Origin of the sequence: Brevibacillus sp. 1238, from assembly GCF_029892995.1 — a bacterium.
GTDB lineage: Bacteria > Bacillota > Bacilli > Brevibacillales > Brevibacillaceae > Brevibacillus > Brevibacillus parabrevis.
Map to the genome: position 1 here is coordinate 45122 of NZ_JARXWC010000011.1, position 17172 is coordinate 62293.

The 17172-nt window shown below is 50.0% G+C and carries 19 protein-coding genes and 1 riboswitch; of the genes, 6 read left to right on the forward strand and 13 right to left on the reverse strand.

Translation table 11 applies throughout. The features are described 5' to 3' along the window. Positions 1 to 3 precede the first annotated feature (3 nt). The 5 genes from M2298_RS21330 to M2298_RS21350 form a co-directional block, all read right to left on the reverse strand. On the reverse strand, positions 4 to 1152 hold the full coding sequence (locus tag M2298_RS21330) for a HAMP domain-containing sensor histidine kinase (protein WP_122966158.1): 1149 nt from the start codon (positions 1150 to 1152) through the stop codon (positions 4 to 6). Positions 1153 to 1165: 13 nt separating this feature from the next. Beyond that, positions 1166 to 2056: a cell wall-active antibiotics response protein LiaF gene (gene liaF / locus M2298_RS21335; protein WP_122966159.1), complete on the reverse strand. Its 891-nt coding sequence runs from the start codon at positions 2054 to 2056 to the stop codon at positions 1166 to 1168. Between the two features lie 14 nt (positions 2057 to 2070). Next, positions 2071 to 2649 (reverse strand): class I SAM-dependent methyltransferase, encoded by a 579-nt coding sequence (locus tag M2298_RS21340; RefSeq protein WP_173597081.1) that lies wholly within the window; start codon positions 2647 to 2649, stop codon positions 2071 to 2073. A gap of 92 nt (positions 2650 to 2741) precedes the next feature. Next, complete coding sequence (locus tag M2298_RS21345) at positions 2742 to 3437, reverse strand: PspA/IM30 family protein (protein ID WP_063228773.1); 696 nt, start codon at positions 3435 to 3437, stop codon at positions 2742 to 2744. 67 nt (positions 3438 to 3504) lie between these two features. Then, positions 3505 to 3909, reverse strand: a complete 405-nt coding sequence (locus M2298_RS21350; protein ID WP_173597082.1) for a LiaF transmembrane domain-containing protein — start codon at positions 3907 to 3909, stop codon at positions 3505 to 3507. Between the two features lie 303 nt (positions 3910 to 4212). Continuing rightward, a riboswitch (cyclic di-AMP (ydaO/yuaA leader) is annotated at positions 4213 to 4349 on the forward strand. A gap of 4 nt (positions 4350 to 4353) precedes the next feature. On the opposite strand from M2298_RS21350, the gene M2298_RS21355 reads away from it, so the two are divergent. The 3 genes from M2298_RS21355 to M2298_RS21365 all read left to right on the forward strand — a co-directional run bounded on the left by M2298_RS21355 (position 4354) and on the right by M2298_RS21365 (position 7184). Beyond that, positions 4354 to 4881 (forward strand): C40 family peptidase, encoded by a 528-nt coding sequence (locus M2298_RS21355; RefSeq protein ID WP_122966162.1) that lies wholly within the window; start codon positions 4354 to 4356, stop codon positions 4879 to 4881. A gap of 218 nt (positions 4882 to 5099) precedes the next feature. Then, a complete protein-coding gene (locus M2298_RS21360) occupies positions 5100 to 5819 on the forward strand; it encodes a response regulator transcription factor (RefSeq protein WP_173597083.1) in 720 nt (239 codons plus the stop codon). Next, the gene (locus tag M2298_RS21365; RefSeq protein ID WP_122966164.1) at positions 5820 to 7184 is read left to right on the forward strand and encodes a sensor histidine kinase; all 1365 of its coding nucleotides are present in this window, start codon (positions 5820 to 5822) and stop codon (positions 7182 to 7184) included. A gap of 155 nt (positions 7185 to 7339) precedes the next feature. On the opposite strand, the gene M2298_RS21370 is transcribed toward M2298_RS21365, so the two are convergent. The 3 genes from M2298_RS21370 to M2298_RS21380 form a co-directional block, all read right to left on the reverse strand. Further along, entirely contained in the window at positions 7340 to 8683 is a 1344-nt protein-coding gene (locus M2298_RS21370) for a cytochrome P450 (RefSeq protein WP_122966165.1), read from the reverse strand. 112 nt (positions 8684 to 8795) lie between these two features. Further along, positions 8796 to 9359 carry a biotin transporter BioY gene (locus M2298_RS21375; protein WP_242772554.1) on the reverse strand — a complete coding sequence of 188 codons (564 nt, stop codon included), beginning with the start codon at positions 9357 to 9359 and terminating at the stop codon, positions 8796 to 8798. Between the two features lie 80 nt (positions 9360 to 9439). After that, a complete protein-coding gene (locus M2298_RS21380) occupies positions 9440 to 10003 on the reverse strand; it encodes a hypothetical protein (protein ID WP_173597085.1) in 564 nt (187 codons plus the stop codon). A gap of 170 nt (positions 10004 to 10173) precedes the next feature. On the opposite strand from M2298_RS21380, the gene M2298_RS21385 reads away from it, so the two are divergent. Then, complete coding sequence (locus tag M2298_RS21385) at positions 10174 to 10479, forward strand: hypothetical protein (protein ID WP_280649068.1); 306 nt, start codon at positions 10174 to 10176, stop codon at positions 10477 to 10479. A 236-nt stretch (positions 10480 to 10715) separates the two neighbouring features. Here the strand turns inward: M2298_RS21385 and yhfH are convergent, their stop codons facing one another. The 3 genes from yhfH to M2298_RS21400 all read right to left on the reverse strand — a co-directional run bounded on the left by yhfH (position 10716) and on the right by M2298_RS21400 (position 13169). Further along, positions 10716 to 10877, reverse strand: coding sequence for a protein YhfH (yhfH, locus tag M2298_RS21390; RefSeq protein ID WP_083955695.1), 162 nt, complete (start codon positions 10875 to 10877; stop codon positions 10716 to 10718). Positions 10878 to 11060: 183 nt separating this feature from the next. Continuing rightward, a complete protein-coding gene (ilvA, locus tag M2298_RS21395; RefSeq protein ID WP_280649069.1) occupies positions 11061 to 12308 on the reverse strand; it encodes a threonine ammonia-lyase IlvA in 1248 nt (415 codons plus the stop codon). A 519-nt stretch (positions 12309 to 12827) separates the two neighbouring features. Then, positions 12828 to 13169: a hypothetical protein gene (locus M2298_RS21400; RefSeq protein WP_063228784.1), complete on the reverse strand. Its 342-nt coding sequence runs from the start codon at positions 13167 to 13169 to the stop codon at positions 12828 to 12830. A 174-nt stretch (positions 13170 to 13343) separates the two neighbouring features. Between M2298_RS21400 and rlmD the strand changes: the two genes are divergently transcribed. Next, a complete protein-coding gene (gene rlmD, locus M2298_RS21405) occupies positions 13344 to 14732 on the forward strand; it encodes a 23S rRNA (uracil(1939)-C(5))-methyltransferase RlmD (protein WP_242772557.1) in 1389 nt (462 codons plus the stop codon). Positions 14733 to 14770: 38 nt separating this feature from the next. Then, complete coding sequence (locus M2298_RS21410; RefSeq protein ID WP_280649070.1) at positions 14771 to 15478, forward strand: DNA alkylation repair protein; 708 nt, start codon at positions 14771 to 14773, stop codon at positions 15476 to 15478. 276 nt (positions 15479 to 15754) lie between these two features. On the opposite strand, the gene M2298_RS21415 is transcribed toward M2298_RS21410, so the two are convergent. Both M2298_RS21415 and M2298_RS21420 read right to left on the reverse strand, forming a co-directional pair. Then, positions 15755 to 16195 (reverse strand): protein kinase domain-containing protein, encoded by a 441-nt coding sequence (locus M2298_RS21415; protein ID WP_217365172.1) that lies wholly within the window; start codon positions 16193 to 16195, stop codon positions 15755 to 15757. Continuing rightward, positions 16143 to 16925: a protein kinase domain-containing protein gene (locus tag M2298_RS21420; RefSeq protein WP_217365173.1), complete on the reverse strand. Its 783-nt coding sequence runs from the start codon at positions 16923 to 16925 to the stop codon at positions 16143 to 16145. Before M2298_RS21420 ends, M2298_RS21415 begins: the two co-directional genes overlap by 53 nt. Between the last annotated feature and the right edge of the window lie 247 nt (positions 16926 to 17172).

The following is a 17172-nucleotide window of genomic DNA, read 5'->3' on the forward strand; positions in this document are numbered from 1 at the left end:
TTTTCACCCTTCCCGTTCCGGCTGTAGCATCAGGGGAATCCGCACCTCTATTTGCGTTCCCTTGCCGACCGCTGAATAAATCTCCATCGAGCCGCCTACTTCTGCCACTCGCTCCTGCATACTGCGCAGTCCGTATGACGTCATCTTTTCCCCATCCGGGTCAAAGCCGACACCATCATCTGTCACCCGCAATCGCACCTGCTCCTGCAAAGTGAACAGCTTGACCGCGATCAGGCTGGCCTTGGCGTGTCGCAGCGTATTGGACAAAGACTCTTGCAAAATGCGAAACAAGTGGTCTTCGATGCCGCTTGGCAGCCCTTCGACGTCTTCAATCTCCCACGTCAGTTCCATTGTATTTTTACGAGTCAGCTCTTCTAAAAGTTCCATCATCGCTTCTTTCAGCGATTTGTTTTGCAGCGTGGCCGGGCGCAGATGCAACAGTAACGCCCTCATCTCAGCCTGAGCCGCTGCTGCCATCTCCTCGACCAGCTCGATTTGCTGGGCTGCCCGTTGCGGATTTTTCTCCACCAGCCGCTTCATCGCCGCTGTCGTCATCGCGATGGCAAACAACTGCTGACTGACTGCATCATGCAGTTCCCTTGCCAAACGCTGGCGCTCCTCTGTCACGGCTGCCTGTTTGACTTGCTCCGCCAAAGCAGCGTTATGGTTGGAAAGTCGCTGCAAAGACGCGACCTGCTCCTCCCACTGCGAAGCCAGGCGGTTCAACTGCCACCCCAGTTCGCCGACCTCGTCGACGCCCAGATCGGGCACACGGTAGGACAGCATTCCCCGTCCCAGCTTCATGGCTGCTTCCCACAGCACGCCAAGCCGTTTTTTCAACAAATTCCCGAAGATATAGGAAATAATCAGGGCAACCAGCACACCGACAGGAAGCGATATGACAAAAGCGACCAGCTGGACCAACCCGTCAGGCTGTGTGGGCAAGGCCAAGCCCAAGTAATCCTGCATCCACAAGACGACTCTCGGGTCACTGATCAGCCTGCTGTATGCGCGATGAACCTCCGGCATGTCTTTCCAGGAAAAATAGAGCCAAAAAAAGCAAACAAACGAAACCGTAACTGCACTTGCGGCGAGCAGGACGCCGTAGCGCACATATTGCCACTGAATACTCGCTAATCGCTGTCGACGCATCCGCCAGTACCTCCTAGATGTACTTGACTTTTATATCGCCGACAAGCAGCGAGATATGCAAATTCACTTTTTGAGCCGCCTCCTCGTATTGCTCGGAACGAATCATCACACTCCGGTTGATCCCTCCCTGGCGGTGGCTCAATACTTCCAGGTCGCCCAGACTCAGCTCGGCGTTCACAGAAACCGGAAGATCGACAGGGACATAAACGGTGACATCCCCTACCCATCCTTCCACAATAAGAGCGGCCTCGTCCTGCATCAAAACCGCGCGGGACAGATCAATCACCACATCCCCGATCCCGTGCCATACATGCAAGGTGCTCAACTCAAAACGCCCGGAAGTCAGATGATAATCGCCAATCAACGAACTGCGAGAATCTTTGGGCAAAATTCGTTCACGCCCAGTTTCCTCTTCCTTCTCAAGCAGCTTGCTGCGGGAAGGCTTCCACTTGCTCAAGCTGTCCAGCCATTGTGCAGCGTCATGCCGAATGCCGTTGTGTGTATGAACAGGCTGATCCTCGCTAGTCATAGCCGGACCAGAAGGCTCTTCCCGTTGTTCCGGAAACGGGGGAAAGGAAGCCCGGTTCCCGCCCCCTCTCGTTTTGCCGCGAATCAATCGGAAGCCAAAATAAATCAACAGGATGGGAACTGCCAGTTGGAACAAGTCATCCACACCGATACCGAACCACATGTCCAGAGCAATAATGATTCCCAAACTGAACAGAATGCCGCCGCCAATCCGTTTGTTCTGACCCCAGAGGCGAACGCCGAAGTAGACGAGCACCATCGGCCACAGATCAAACAGACCGAACGAAATGATATGCAAACTGTCTAATAAAAGGCCGATGCCTGTCAAAATGATCAGGACGCCAGCCAACATTGTGTGCAAGCGGGACAGTTTCACAAAAGTCTCCTCTCTTACGCCCCATGCCGATCTTTTTCACTTTGTCTGTTTCGACACGTATAAATGAATGCAGGTGGGATATTCAGCAAGGTGAAGTCTGTCTCTACCCAAGGAAAACGCGCCTGCAGCTCAGCCTGGAGTTGTAGCGAATATTGGAATGTAATGAACAGGCCGCCTGGTTTTAATACGTTTTGTACTTCATCCAGAATGGCTGCTCGCAACTCTTGTGGGAAATTGGCAAACGGCAGGCCGGAAATGATGACATCTGCCTTGCCAAGCTCCATCTCCTGCAAATATTGTCCGAGTCTCGTCGCTTCCTCCCTGACAGGAAGATCAGGAAAGCGTGATTGAAGGATGGATCGAAACTGGCTGTCACGCTCCACAAGCACATAGTCGGTATCCGGATTGATATTTTGATAAATGGTTTGGGTAAAAGCTCCTGTGCCAGGTCCCAGCTCCAGAATAACATCCGTTGAAGCCCAATTGACGCTGCTCAACATTCGCTCACATAAAAACCGCGAACTCGGGATCACGCTGCCGACACGCCCAGGCTCAGCGATGAACCTTCGCAAAAAGACCATGAAGTCTGCCAAGAATCGTACCTCCTAGGGGAAAAGCAGCCTGCTATACAGGCTGCCTGATTGACACACTCTATTCTACAACCAATCCCCCAGTTCCTGTCCAATCAAGATTGTTCCGGCTGGGCGGACACTGGTTTTTTCTGTTGAAGCGATGCCTTGATGTTTGCCAGTTCTGTATCCAGATCGTCTTTTTCCAACTCAGAAAGCGCGTTCTCCCAAGCGAGGTTTGTCTGGCGCCATTGACCGCTCATTTGCGCTTCGGCTTCCATGCGCAGCACTTTTTCCTCCATGCGAGCAAAGCCGCGGCCTGCGGACTGATTTCCGATTCCCACTACGGCATGATTCACTTGCTTTTGTGTACGAGCTACCTGTGCCCGAGCCATCAGCGTGAATTTTTTCGCACGCATTTTATAGAACTCTTCCTTCAGCTCAGCCAGCTTCTCGCGCATTTGCGTAGCTGCCTCGGATGCTGCCAAGTACAGTGTCTCATACTCTGCTGCACGCGCCTCGTATTGCTTTTTGTCTGCAAGTGCACGGCGAGCAAGTTCATCTTCCCCTTCTGTCAGAGCGAGCTTCACTTGACGATCGCGTTTGTCGATCAGTGTGTTCGCTTCATCCAGTTGTTGGCGGAATTTCTTTTCCAGTGCTACCTGACGGGCGACAGCCACTTCGACTTGTCCGATTTCCACTTCCATATCTCGCATGTATTGATTCAGCATCACTACCGGATCTTCCATGGAATCCAAAGCGTCATTCACCGAAGCTACTGTCAGGTCACGCAAACGTTTAAAAATACTCATGTTTATTTCCTCCTCATCATATCACATCGTGTTATTTCATCCAAAAGCTCTCGCGACTTGAGCAACTCTATGGCTGGCGACGGGTCACATCTTTTTCCCAGGCGTCCAGCGCGTCTTCTTTCAATACTTTTTGGGCCCACTGACGCTCCCAGGCAGGTGGCGCTTCTTTGGGGACATGACTGGGGCGCAGTAAGCGATACCCCAGATAAATCACACCAATGGCCAGTAAGCCGTGGAACAGCAGATGGAGCTTGCCAATCAGCATCAGGAACCCGAAGAGGAAGATCACGATTCCCCAGAAACGCGAACCGGATTGTCCCATAATCTTTCGAGCGCCGTACAGCATGATGACCCCGGGAATCAAAATCCCGATCAGGTCACCGAAGTCGATTCCGATTTGATCCAGCAGAACCAACCCGCCGATTAGCAAGAGAACCAGCCCGAGCAAAACCTTTCCAGACCGTTCACTCATTGCTCGCTTACCTCCTATTCTCTTGTGCATGTGGTGCTTGCTAACTTATGCCCTTATTGTAGCCCCCCGGATAGGCTTTCCATAACGGGCGTGCGGTTGGTTTTTCCCTCCGTCCTTGGACGGAGAGCACTTCCTGCCATAATCGGACGAGCCTGTTTTCGCCCCATTCCAACCGCTCTTGCAATGTCGAAACAAAACGTTACACCTTTAGACAGGATTTTGTGACAAAAATATGAACAAGCAGTCAAAAAAAAGGAAAAATCGGACAAGCAGCGAATCTTCGTAGAGTGCGTGTAAAAAAACATCGAAAAATAGCCGAATTCCGCATGTCGGAAACGGGGGAACCAGTTTTTTGGGGTGAATAGTTGCGTTAGGCAACTTAGGGCGTCCTTTCGACCGAACCCTTCAGCTAACTTCGTAGGCTCACGAAAGGAGCAGTTTCTTTTGCGCAAGGTGGTACTATCTTTATTTATGGCTGGATTGCTTGCTATGGGAGCGGGCGCTGCACATGCGGCGGAGAACACGACACTCGAAGAGGTTGTCGATGATCTGTACGGCGTTCCTTACAAATCTTCAGGCACATCCAAAAAAGGCTTTGACTGCTCCGGTTTCACACGCTACGTATTTGACGCGTTAGGTGTAGACCTGCCGCACAATTCTGCCTCTCAATATGAGTACGGTACAGAAGTTGCACGGAAAGACTTGCAACCAGGAGATCTTGTGTTCTTTAATACAAACGGACGAAGCATCTCTCACGTGGGCATCTACATCGGGGACGGCACATTCGTGCATTCGGAATCCGGCCGCGGAGTCGTCAACACCAAGTTGAACGACCCGTACTACTGGAGCAAGCGTTTTGTTGGTGCCAAGCGCATCAGCTCGCCTGTTCTGGAAGCAAAGGCGGACACTCCGAAAAAGGAAAACGCGGTGCAAGCTGCATCGTTGCCGGAAAATCAACCAAAAAAGAAGTAGTTCGGCAAAAACATAAGAGCCAGGGACAATCGTCTCTGGCTTTTTCTGACGAAATTTAGTACCAGGTCTAAATAGGTGCCCTTACTTATAAGGAAATAAGCATGAATGAAGGGATACTTGTTCCTATTCTGTGAAAGCATGTTATGATAGACAAGGCTGATTCTTTTTTGCCATGATACTTGTTCACTTATTAATAGAAGTAACTGGGGGTAATTCCGGTGAAAGATCACATTTTAATCGTTGACGACAATCAGGAGATTATTGAACTGCTTGAAGATATTTTGGAAAACGAAGGCTTTCAGGTCTCCTCTGCGGAAAATGGCGAGGATGCACTTGCCCTGCTCAGCCAGGGAGAGCGGCCTAATCTCATTCTGCTCGATATCATGATGCCTAACATGAGCGGCTACGAGCTGTGCTCGCAAATCCGTCGCGAATGGGACTTGCCTATTTTGTTTCTCAGCGCCAAAAGCAAGGCCGTAGACAAAGTAGTCGGTTTTGAAATCGGGGCCGATGATTACATTACGAAGCCGTTTGACACGGAAGAACTGCTCGCCCGCATACGCGCCCATCTGCGCCGCTACGAGCGCATCCGCAAGCATACCGAGGAGCAGCCGGAAAAAGACGCCTCCGGTTCCCCGATCACGGTTTTGAAGTTCAAGGATTTGGAAATCCATAAAGAAACGTATTCCGTCTACGTCAACAACCAAAAGATCGAGTTGTCCACGAAAGAGTTTCAACTGCTGACTTTTCTCGCTGAAAATGCGGGTATCGTCTTCACGCGGGAACAAATTTACGACCGCGTCTGGGGCTATGGCTACGGCTCGCTCAATACGGTGACGGTACACATCAAAAACTTGCGCGAGAAGCTGGAAACAGAGCGGCAATTCATCAAAACTCAGTGGGGGACGGGCTACGTATTCATCGGGGAGAAGCTTTAGATGAGCCTCCGCAAAAAACTGTTTCTTTCTTTTATCGCGTTGATTACGCTCAACATCTTGCTGTTCAAGTTCGTTTTTCAGGACATCATCATCGACCAGTTGAAAAACGACCGTCACAACCAGTACCAGGCAGAAAAGGATGCGGCAGAAAAGGTCCGGGTCAACCAACTGCTGCGCTCCAGCAACTTCAAGGACCCGATCGAGCGCCAGGAGCTGGAGAAGCAGTTGCCAGAAGACGTCATGTACCGGATGGTCGTGAAGGACGCGAGCGGCAACACGATTTACCACAGGCCGTCAAAAGCCTACTCCTTGAAGCTGTCCCTCCCTTCCACCACGAAAAGCGACCTGAAAGTCGTGGCAGAATACCATTTTCAGCAAGAGCCTCCCCGTGAAGGCGAGATTGTCATCTATTTCTACACGGACGATTACGACATTATGGGCACAACCGGAGTCTCGATGATGCTCTGGTTTATTTACGGAAGCCTCGTGCTGGTCGGCTTGCTGTTGCTCACTCTGTTCGTCCGCTGGATTTTGCGTCCGGTTAGCGAACTGGCCCGTGTCACGCAGGAAATTCGCGAAGGCAAGCGGCTGGTGACGTTTACGTATCGCTCCCATGACGAGTTCGGACAGCTGTTTCGCTACTTTGGCGACATGGTCGATGAGCTGCGTTTTTCCGAAGAACGGCAATCGGAGATGATCGCTTCGATCGCCCACGATTTCCGCACGCCGCTGACTACGATCAAAGGGTACGCCTCCTATATCGGCTCTGGCCGCGTCACGGATTTGATGCGCATCCAGAAGCAAATGGGCAAGATCGAAGTCAAGACGAGCGATCTGGAAAAGCTGCTGGACGAGCTGCAAGACTTTACCGTGCAAAGCACAGAGGTGCGGCTCAACATTAGCCGCATTCACGTAAAAGGCTTTTTGAAGGGAATTATCGAGGACTACCTGGCGCGGGTGAAAGAAGCCGGATTGACTTTTCACTGGAAACTGCGCGTCTCCAATGAGCTGCACATCGAGGCCGATGAAACCAAGCTGCGCCGCGTCATGGAAAACTTGATCAACAATGCGATTCACTACAACAAACCGAATGGCTCGATTTTGATTACATGCGATCAGCGAGAAGGTCACGTGCTGTTCTCCGTGATCGACAAAGGGGAAGGAATTGCTGCCGAAGATTTGCCGAAAGTCTTCAACAAGTTTTACCGCGCGGAGAAATCCCGCAACCGCAACAACGGCGGCACAGGGCTCGGACTGACGATCTGCCAGAGCATCGTGCGCCGCCATGGCGGAGAACTCACGGTAAACAGCGAACAGGGAATAGGAAGCAGCTTCTCCTTCACCATTCCCTTTTTCCACGGATAGTTTATTTAGATTTATTGTCAGTTAATTTATTCTTTATATTTCTCTGTTAAAGTATTTCTTGTAAGCATGTTGCTTTCAGTGATAAATAACCCCCAGTTCGGTATCTGACACATCACGGCGAAACCGTAGTGAAAAGATGCCTCTTTTTTTTTGCCCTAATCCCGTTTTTCCAGGCGCATGGGCAGTCCGTTTTTCGGACGCAGCGTAACCAGCGGCTCTGGCTCCACTACCTGTCCAGGCTCCGCAAGCCGCAAGCGATATCGCTGCGCAATCGTCGCAAGCAACAATGCCGCTTCCATCAGGGCGAAGTTGTTTCCGATACAAACCCTTGGCCCGCCCCCAAACGGAAAGTAGGCATACGCAGGGTTGCGTTTCAGCAAGTCGCTGGCGAACCGCTCCGGGATAAACTCATCCGGCTTGTCGTAATACCGTTCCAGACGGTGCATGACAAACTGGCTCATCATCAGCGTCTCCCCCGGCTGATAGGTGTGTTCCCCGATCTTCACTTCTTCGACAACTTCCCGATTGATCGTCCAGGCGGCTGGATACAGCCTCAATGTTTCCGAAACGATAAGGCTCGTATAGGTCAGTTTGGGCAAATCCTCCACTGTAGGCAGTCTGCCTTCCAGCACGGTTGCCAGTTCTTCATGCAGCTTCTGCTCGACGTGCGGATGCGTAGCGAGCAAATAAAACACCCACGACATCGTGTTGGCAGTCGTCTCGTGACCTGCCACGAAAATCGTCATGACTTCGTCTCTGACTTGCTCGTCCGTCATTCCTTGACCGTCGTCCTCGTCCCTCGCAGCGAGCAGCATTCCCAACAAATCGTCTTGCTGAGCTTCCGGATTTTTTCGCCTTGATTCGATCAAAGAATAGATCGCTTCGTCAAGCGTCTCATTCGATTCCAAAAATTGTCGATTGCTTCTTGTCGGAACCGACAGCGGAATGTCGATAAAGGAAGCGGCTTTATTCGCCACATATTTCAGTCCGACGTCGATAGCATGGCCAATTTTGTCAGCGCCCTCCTTGATGCTTTTGCCAAACATCGTCTCCGTAATGATCGCCAACGTTACTTTCATCATGTCGTTGTGAATGTCGCGGACTTCTCCCATCTTCCAATCGTCCATCAGCTCGACCGCATGTCTCACCATCACCTGACCGTATCCGGCGATGCGCTCCCGATGAAAAGCCGGCTGCATCAGGCGCCTTTGCCGCAAATGCTTTTTGCCTTCGCTGGTCAAAATCCCGTCGCCCACTACGGCTTTGGCGATCTGCAAGCCTTTGCCCTTCTTGAAGTGATCTTGCTTGGTAACGAGCACTTCTTTGATCTGATCGGGATTGGTCAGCAAGTAAACATGGCGCTTCGGACCAAAGCGAAAATGAACGACCTCGCCATGCTCGGCGACTGCTTCGCGGATGAACTGGAGCGGGTTTTTGCGAAAAGCGAGCAAGTTCCCGGAAATCGGCAAACCTCTTGGTCCTGTGATTGTCACACCCATCTGAATCCCCCTCATGTGCTTTGACTAGGTTATGGATAGTATCCGGCACGAAAAGGAGTTTATGCGAAAAAAAGCCACCCGAAGCAATCAGGTGGCAAATCAGGTATAGCTATTAGCGTGCAACAGGCTGCTCCGTACGCAGCAGACGAAAAGCGATCAGCCGCTCCCTCACCTTGATCCCGATCACGGCGGCGAGTACAGCTTTGATCACGCCTACAACCAAAAACGGCGTAGCGCCGAACGCAACCGCTTTGTCCCAAGGGATATCCAGAACGAACTTGAGCTGGACGGTTCCAAAAGCGAGTGTCACGAACATGCCGATGACGTTGGCAATAACGGCGCTTTTCAGAGTGAAGCCCATCTTTTCCAAATACCAGCCCGTCACAAAAGCAGTCGCAATGAATCCGAAAATGTATCCGCCAGTCTTGCCGACCAATACTTGCACGCCACCGCTCGCTTCCGTAAAGACAGGCAGGCCGACTGCTCCGAGCAGTACGTAAATCAAAAGCGCAAGTGTGCCGTAGCGGCTGCCCAGAATCGTCGCCGTCAAACCGACAGCCAGCGTCTGTGCCGTGATCGGAATGAGCGGCAAAGGAATCGTCACCTGCGACAGCACCGCTGTGACAGCAGCAAAAATGGCGGACAACAGGAGCCATCTCAAACGTTCGTTTCTCATGCGTAGTATCCTCCAATGTTAACTAAAAATATAATAAGGTTAACAAAATGATAATACGCACGAAGAAAAATGTAAATCCCCTATGTTTGATCGACATGTCGTTGCAGACCCGCAAGCGATTGAATCGTGTGCTCGATCAGCTCGCGCAGGTCGTCAATGTTGCCTTCGTCGATCTTGCGGTGAAAATCCAGGGTGATGTGGTTCGTTACTACCGTTGGCGGCCATTCGATCCGATGCTCCGGCAGTTTGGCGGACAGTGTTTGCGTAATGTAGGGGCGCTGACCCCAGATTTCATTGAGCAACGTGGTGATTTTGTTCGCTTCGCTCGGAATGTCGTCCGGATTTGGCAGCTGCAAATGAAAATGAATGCAGATCGTGCAGCCGACATGCTCCACGAGCGGCTGTTCCAGCTGTTCCGAGGCGATGTCGCCGAGACTCGTGCGCAACTGCATTTGCGCCCGCACGGCTTTTTCGCCTGCCGCTTGTTCGGCCAGCTTGAACTCAATCTGGAACAGCCGCTGGAAAGTAGCCATATCCATGACATCTGATCGTCCGGTAATGGTGATCGCTCCGTCAAAATCGCGGTCGTACACCGCTCCTTCCAGCACCACCCGGATGTTGTCAAAGATGAGTGGATGAAACACGAAGCATCCTCCTTTCCTTTTCCTAGCTTGATTGATATATCCTCGAACGGCTCTTCGTATCTAGCATGCCTGCTTTCTTGCGCTTTTGCAAGCGAGAGACGACTTCGCCATAGCGAAAAGCAACCCGGGAATGTTACCATGGAAAGGAACCAACGTCAGAGGTGACCCACATGTTTCTCATTGGAATTTTAGTCGTCGTTGCGATTTTCGGTGAACTCTTTCACAGATTAAACCCTTGGAAAAAGCCCGAGCCGGCCTATGACGAGCTGGTCGCCCAAATCAAAACAGCCGACTGGTACAGAGAGCTTGCCAGCGACGAGGCTTGCCGCCGTGTGCTGGAGAACGATCCGCACGTCCAAGCCTATTATGCCAGCACTTACGAAGCCCAGCGCCTTTTGACACAGGAGGGCTTTCAACTGGGCCTGATCGACTACGTCAAGGAACAGGCCGCCAGCACCTCGCCCAAATCGCACTGAACGGCAAAGCGCCGCTGCCAGGAGAGCAGCGGTTTTTTTGTATGTAATTTTATCGAAACGTTGGGATTGGCAGGCAGGAAAAAACCATTGCCTGAGCAGTCCTGCCTGTCCTTTACTTGCTTTTGATTAAGAGGAATTTAATGACAATCGAGACAAAAAGCTTTCTTGAAAAGAAAAAGGTATACCTCCCTGGCTGCCGCCTCGTGGTATACCTGTTCTATCCTGTATTCATCTGCTTACCGTTTTTGGTGGTAGTGCTTGTAAGCATCGAAGGATGCCTCTTCTTGGCAAGTGAAGCACTCGTTTGCGTACGATTCAGCCTGTTCGTTGATGGTTTGGCCGCAAGCAGCGCAGCATTTTGCTTCGAGATTTCGGTAAAAAGAAGTGATTGGCGTCATAATTTTTAACCCCCTGTGTGTTGTTATCTGTATTGTATTACAACAGCACCTGTTTTATAAAAGTTTGTTATAATACATTATGACGCTTTATCTTCATCTCTCGCGCAAATGCTCCCGCTTGCTTCATTTTTCGCTGTATTCATACATTTTTGCAAATTCAGCTTCTGTTGTAACACAACCGCCTTAGATCAACAGATTGAACAAATACGGATCGTTGGTAATCTCCACATAGCGGATGCCGTGTTGTTTCATCCGGCTGATCAGAGGCTGGTAGTCCTCCTGGCACTTCATTTCAATCCCGACGAGCGCCGGAGCGTTATCCTTGTTGTTCTTCTTCGTGTACTCAAAGCGCGTGATGTCATCGTGCGGGCCGAGCACCTTTTCCATGAACTCGCGCAAAGCTCCGGCGCGCTGCGGGAAATTAATGACGAAATAATGCTTCAGCCCCTCATGCAGCAAAGAACGCTCTTTGATCTCCTGCATCCGGTCGATGTCGTTGTTTCCTCCGCTAATGATACAGACCACATTTTTCCCCCTGATTTGGTCCCGGTAGTAATCAAGGGCGGCAATCGACAAGGCACCGGCAGGCTCTACCACGATCGCACTGCTGTTATACAACTCCAAAATCGTCGTGCATACTTTGCCCTCCGGCACCAGCACAACATCATTCAACACATCGCGGCAAATGCTCATAGTCAGTTGTCCCACCTGCTTGACTGCGGCTCCATCCACGAACTTGTCGATTTCATCGAGCGTCACGACGTCATCTCGCTCCAACGCCGCTTTCATCGACGCCGCTCCCGCAGGCTCCACTCCGATGATTTGCGTATTCGGGCTGATTCCTTTTACATATGTGCCTACCCCGGCAGCCAGACCACCGCCACCGATGCTCATGAACACAAAATCCGCAGGCTCTTCCAAATCGTTCATGATCTCCAGCCCCACTGTTCCTTGTCCAGCCACTACCAGCGGATCGTCAAACGGATGGACAAACGTCCGGTCTTCCTGAATGCAATATTTCATCGCTTCTGCGAACGAGTCGTCAAATGTATCCCCGATCAGCACAACCTCCACGTAGGAGCCGCCGAACCGTTTGACCTGGGACACTTTTTGCCGCGGCGTTGTCGTCGGCATAAAAATCGTGCCGAGGATTTGCAGATGCTGGCAAGAGTAGGCTACCCCTTGCGCGTGGTTGCCCGCACTCGCGCATACAACGCCGCGCTCCCGCTCCTGCAAAGACAAGCTCCGCATAAAATGATAGGCTCCGCGAATTTTAAAAGAACGGACGACCTGCAAATCCTCCCGCTTCAAATACACGTTGCAGCCATAGCGCTCAGACAGGACATTATTTTTTTGCAGCGGCGTCTTCTCGACAACATCTTTTAACCCGTGGTTGGCAACCACAATCTCTTCCACTCTCACTATAGACATATCTCTCTTGCTCCTCCCAAACGTTGGTTGTCTCTTTTTTCACTTGCCCAGTCAAAAGAAAAGCCTTCACCTCGCCAGCGTCGCTTAAATGCGCACGGCTGGCTGAGGCGAAGGCATCGCGGTACCACTCAGCTTCTCTGTCTTCCTCACGAAAAACAGACTTAATAGAAGTTCCACGATGGGAACCCCCGTCCGGGTAACGGAGACGAATCCGTTGTCCTCTACTTGCAGCTTTTTGCGACTGCGTTCTAGGGCACTGCTCCAAGGTGATTTTCAAAACAGGCTGGGCGTCCGTTCTTTCAGCACGGGGAACGGCTCTCTGCACGCTGCTCTCTGCTCCTACTCTTCCTTTTCTACGCAACTGATAACAAACTATTCAAATTATTAGTTACAAATTATAATGCGAGTCTGTTTTCTTGTCAAACAAAACCGATATTCCATTTGGTCTGGTTGCATGCAAAAAGAAGGAGAAAGCCCGCTTGCGAGTGGCTCTCTCCTTCTTTTTGGTGCGTCGCAAATTTATACCGCTTCGTAAATCGCTTCGTAGCGCTTGCCGATTTCTTCATCAGTCAAGCCAGCTTCACGCAGGCGTCCAATCAGTGCATTTGCCCAGATTTCTGTGCGTTGCGCCATTTTTGCGTATTTTTTCGCTTCCTTCACTTTGCGCTTGGAGCGATCTTCACCGTTCGATTTGAGATTGTCCAAGATAAACAGCATGCGCATGCTATCTTCCTCGTTCAACTCTTTCCAGTTGTCGTTCAAAAACGCGACTACTTGTTTGTAGTACCCGTCAAACTCATCAAAGGAAATCTCGGTATCCATGTTGAGATACTCTTTCATTTTGTCGAATAGCTCTTGCATCTAGCGTCACAACTCCCTCAGTATTCTCCGCCCCATTATAACAAAAACAAGCCTGCACAGGAAGTTGCCATTATTTGTGAACATATCGGCAGATCCGATCTGCGCCCTCCCCATGCAACAAGTCCGGGAATGGACTATAATGAGGAGATACTGAAATGCTCTGAGGAGAACAAAATGACTACATCGAAAAAGGAACAAGAAACAAGCATACGCGTCGGTCAGCAAATGACGCTCACCATAAAAAGCCTGGGGATCAACGGCGAAGGAATCGGTTATTTCAAACGAAAGATCGTATTCGTAGAAGGAGCGCTCCCAGGAGAGGTCGTGCACGCAGAAGTGACGGAAGCGCGGGAAAAATTCGCGACAGCCCGGCTGCTTCGCGTGGTGGAAAAATCAAAAGATCGCGCCACTCCTCCCTGTCCGGTGTACAAGGAATGCGGCGGATGCAGCTTGCAGCATCTGGACTACGCGGCACAGCTTGCAAGCAAGCAGGAAATCGTCATCGAGTCGCTGCGCAAGTACGCCCGCCTGCCTGAGCCGCCTGTCGCCCCGACTATCGGGATGGACAATCCGTGGTCGTACCGCAACAAGGCACAATTCCAGGTCGGCAAGCAAAACGGGAAGCTCATCGCCGGACTGTACCAGACAGGCAGCCACAAGCTCGTCGATCTGGAAGGCTGTCAGGTGCAACATGAGGCGACGACGAAGATCGTGCAAGTCGCTAAAAAAATCATCGAAGAGCTGGGCATCCCTGTGTACGACGAAAGAAAGCGGACAGGCGTCATCCGCACGCTCGTGGCGAGGGTCGCTTTTGCCACAGGCGAGACGCAGTTGACGCTCGTAACGGCCACAAAAGAAATTCCCCGCGTCAAAGAGCTGCTCCTGGAGCTGCGCACCCGCCTGCCCGAGCTGGTCAGCATCGCGCAAAACGTGAACGCGCAAAAAACATCGCTTGTCTTCGGCGACCAGACGCTCTCCCTGTGGGGCAGACCTTCTATCGCGGAAAAGCTCGGGGAACTGTCGTTTGATTTGTCCGCCCGCGCCTTTTTCCAACTGAATCCGGAGCAGACGCAAAAGCTGTACGATCAGGTCAAAAAGGCGGCTGCCTTGACGGGCAAGGAACTGGTGCTCGATCTGTACTGCGGCACCGGAACGATCGGCCTCTGGCTCGCCCCGCACGCGCGCGAGGTGCGCGGCATCGAGCTGATCCCGGAAGCCGTAGAAGACGCCAACCGCAACGCCGTGCGCAACCAGGCCACGAACGCAAGCTTCCACGTAGGCCGCGCCGAGGTGCTCATGCCGAAATGGGCCAAGCAAGGCACGCGCCCGGACGTCGTCGTAGTCGACCCGCCCCGTACCGGGCTGGATGACGCGCTGATCCGCTCTTTGCTGGACGTGCGGCCGAAGAAGATCGTGTACGTGTCCTGCAACCCATCGACGCTGGCGAAGGACATTGCGAAGCTGATGCAGCGGTATGAGCTGAAAAGCGTGCAGCCGGTGGATATGTTTCCGCATACGGCGCATGTGGAGTCGGTGTCGCTGTTGACAATCAAAATGCAATGAAACCGGGCAAATCCGCTGCAGAAAGGGAGCGTCAGACAATGAATGCCGATATGGTGATGCAGGAGCTTGAGGCTCTCGGTAAAGAACGACTCAAGAAGATGTACATTTCCAACGGCGCGCATGAACCGCTTTTTGGCGTAGCGACAGGCGCGATGAAGCCCATCTTCAAGAAAACAAAAATCAATCAGCCTCTGGCCGAGGAGCTTTACGCAACAGGGAACTACGACGCTATGTACTTTGCCGGCATCATTGCAGACCCCCATGCGATGACGGAAGCAGATTATGAACGTTGGATGGATGCGGCTTATTTTTACATGCTGTCCGATTATGTGGTTGCCGTAACTTTAGCGGAATCAGATATTGCCCAAAAGGTTGCCGATAAATGGATCGCAAGCGGTGAAGAGTTGCGAATGTCGGCGGGTTGGAGCTGCTACTGCTGGCTGTTGGGGAATCGTCCGGATCGTGAGTTCTCCGTGGACAAAATTTCCAGTATGCTTGATCTGGTGCAACGCACGATTCACGCTGCTCCCGAACGAGCAAAATACGCGATGAACAACTTTATGTACACGGTGGCTGTATCTTATGTGCCGCTCCATGACAAGGCTGTCGAGACTGCCAAGGCAGTAGGCCCGGTAGAAGTCAAACGGGACAAAAACAAAAGCAAGCTCATACACGCTTTCGAAAATATTCAAAAAGCAGTAGATAAAGGACAGCTTGGTTTCAAGCGCAAGCATGTAAGGTGTTAAATGCTAGACTTGTCATGCGATACACGTGGAAGCTGCATGTTTGCAGGTTTGGAGTGGGGCAGGGATGAAATGATTTGATTTCATAAAGTGGTAATACGGTACAGTTTCTTTGAATTGGCTATAACAAAGGTCTGTTCGGCGGGTTCTCGTAATGTGTCGTAAAACTACAAGAAAAAGATTTTTTGCTCAGTGAAGATTAAGAATTTTGGTATCAATATCCTTCTATGAAGACATGGGCACGATGACTTTATAACGGTTCTCGTGCCCATGTTGATTTCAAGGAATAGTCCGAAGAACTTGTACCATTTCAGTTGTTGTTTTGAAACGCATTGATTTATCTGGATGCAGCCCCTTATTTACAAAATCCCGTAACTTCGAATTGGGTATTGCCTCGGTATTGGTTTTTCCTGTCATCACAAAATACACAATTCTTGTTAAAGCATATGTTTCATGAAGAATACTATAAGTATCAAATCCATCAACAACTAGAGAAGGGTCATTGAAGTAACCCTTAAATTCAGTACTAACAGTTGTAAGTGAGCTGTTTGGGACTTTGACTAAGCCGAAATCAGCGATTTTCACAACATGAATATCGTGGTATTTTTTTATCAAAATATTTTTCGGACTAATATCTCTGTGTAATCTATTCTTTGAGTGGATATATTCAAAAGCACGCAAAATTTGATTTACAATACTCTTTCGTAACCCTATTGCCATAGATGAATTGTTTTTTTTGGATGAAATTGTCAAGAGTATAGTCCATGTACTCCATTATATATTCATTTTTTGCTTTATTGTACTGATAGACTTCAAGGATATAGGGTGACGAAAATTCTTTCATCTCGTTAAATTCACGTCTAAATCTTTCAAGTTCTTTTTGTGTTAAGTCCTTTTTTGCCCGCTTTAGCGCAAAATTTTTATTGTAAAATGTATCCCGATACTTGTAAACATTGGCATATGAGCCGTTTCCAATAAGGTTTAATGGAAAGGAACTTGTTGTTTGAGGATGATCTATTGTTACAATACTGTTCGGATTAAAAAGCGGTATTGTATAGTATAAGTCTATTTTCTGCATATGCACAGGTAGAGTGCTTCCACCGCTTGAACTTAAAAAGTTGCGGCACTTATTTATTAGCTCAAAATAATAGCCAGTTATCTCAAAAGCAAACTTTGTGTTTTTGAGAGCAGTATATAAGCCTAATGTTATTTCGATAGTTTTTATTAGCTTCCGGCTTGGCTCTGCCCAAAAGTGTGCACCATTATCATTTGTAGGAAGTCGCTCGTTCATAGTTCTAAATAAAGAAATAAAATCATAATGAAGTGTTGCCAATAATTCACGTAATCGTGCATGCTCTACACTGGTGTACAATCCAGAAAATTCTGCGTTTGGCGTACTACTAGAAAGCAATTCTCTATATTGAGCTTCAATATAATTTTCTATGTTCATATTATTCTCTCTCCTCCCCTAATAATAAATGGATATACTCAAATAGCCACCATGTAAAACGTGAACTATCCTGTTAATCGCTTTACTAAACAAAAATATATCTATGCAATCATTCCTTAATCATATACAGAAAATTGTAGCAGATGGATAACGTTAGTGCCACAGAACAAGATAAAAGTATGCAGCAATTCCCCCCTGCTGAATGAGTTAAAATCCAGAGGAGGATTACAGATTCACATGCAGGCAG

Coding starts and splice junctions, on each gene's coding strand:
- M2298_RS21370 (WP_122966165.1), bottom strand. CDS start 8,683: ATGGGTGTGACAATCACAGGACCAAGAGGTTTGCCGATTTCCGGGAAC.
- M2298_RS21365 (WP_122966164.1), top strand. CDS start 5,820: ATGAGCCTCCGCAAAAAACTGTTTCTTTCTTTTATCGCGTTGATTACG.
- M2298_RS21330 (WP_122966158.1), bottom strand. CDS start 1,152: ATGCGTCGACAGCGATTAGCGAGTATTCAGTGGCAATATGTGCGCTAC.
- M2298_RS21350 (WP_173597082.1), bottom strand. CDS start 3,909: ATGAGTGAACGGTCTGGAAAGGTTTTGCTCGGGCTGGTTCTCTTGCTA.
- yhfH (WP_083955695.1), bottom strand. CDS start 10,877: ATGACGCCAATCACTTCTTTTTACCGAAATCTCGAAGCAAAATGCTGC.
- M2298_RS21410 (WP_280649070.1), top strand. CDS start 14,771: ATGAATGCCGATATGGTGATGCAGGAGCTTGAGGCTCTCGGTAAAGAA.
- ilvA (WP_280649069.1), bottom strand. CDS start 12,308: ATGTCTATAGTGAGAGTGGAAGAGATTGTGGTTGCCAACCACGGGTTA.
- M2298_RS21375 (WP_242772554.1), bottom strand. CDS start 9,359: ATGAGAAACGAACGTTTGAGATGGCTCCTGTTGTCCGCCATTTTTGCT.
- M2298_RS21345 (WP_063228773.1), bottom strand. CDS start 3,437: ATGAGTATTTTTAAACGTTTGCGTGACCTGACAGTAGCTTCGGTGAAT.
- M2298_RS21400 (WP_063228784.1), bottom strand. CDS start 13,169: ATGCAAGAGCTATTCGACAAAATGAAAGAGTATCTCAACATGGATACC.
- M2298_RS21420 (WP_217365173.1), bottom strand. CDS start 16,925: ATGAACATAGAAAATTATATTGAAGCTCAATATAGAGAATTGCTTTCT.
- rlmD (WP_242772557.1), top strand. CDS start 13,344: ATGACTACATCGAAAAAGGAACAAGAAACAAGCATACGCGTCGGTCAG.
- M2298_RS21415 (WP_217365172.1), bottom strand. CDS start 16,195: ATGGCAATAGGGTTACGAAAGAGTATTGTAAATCAAATTTTGCGTGCT.
- M2298_RS21385 (WP_280649068.1), top strand. CDS start 10,174: ATGTTTCTCATTGGAATTTTAGTCGTCGTTGCGATTTTCGGTGAACTC.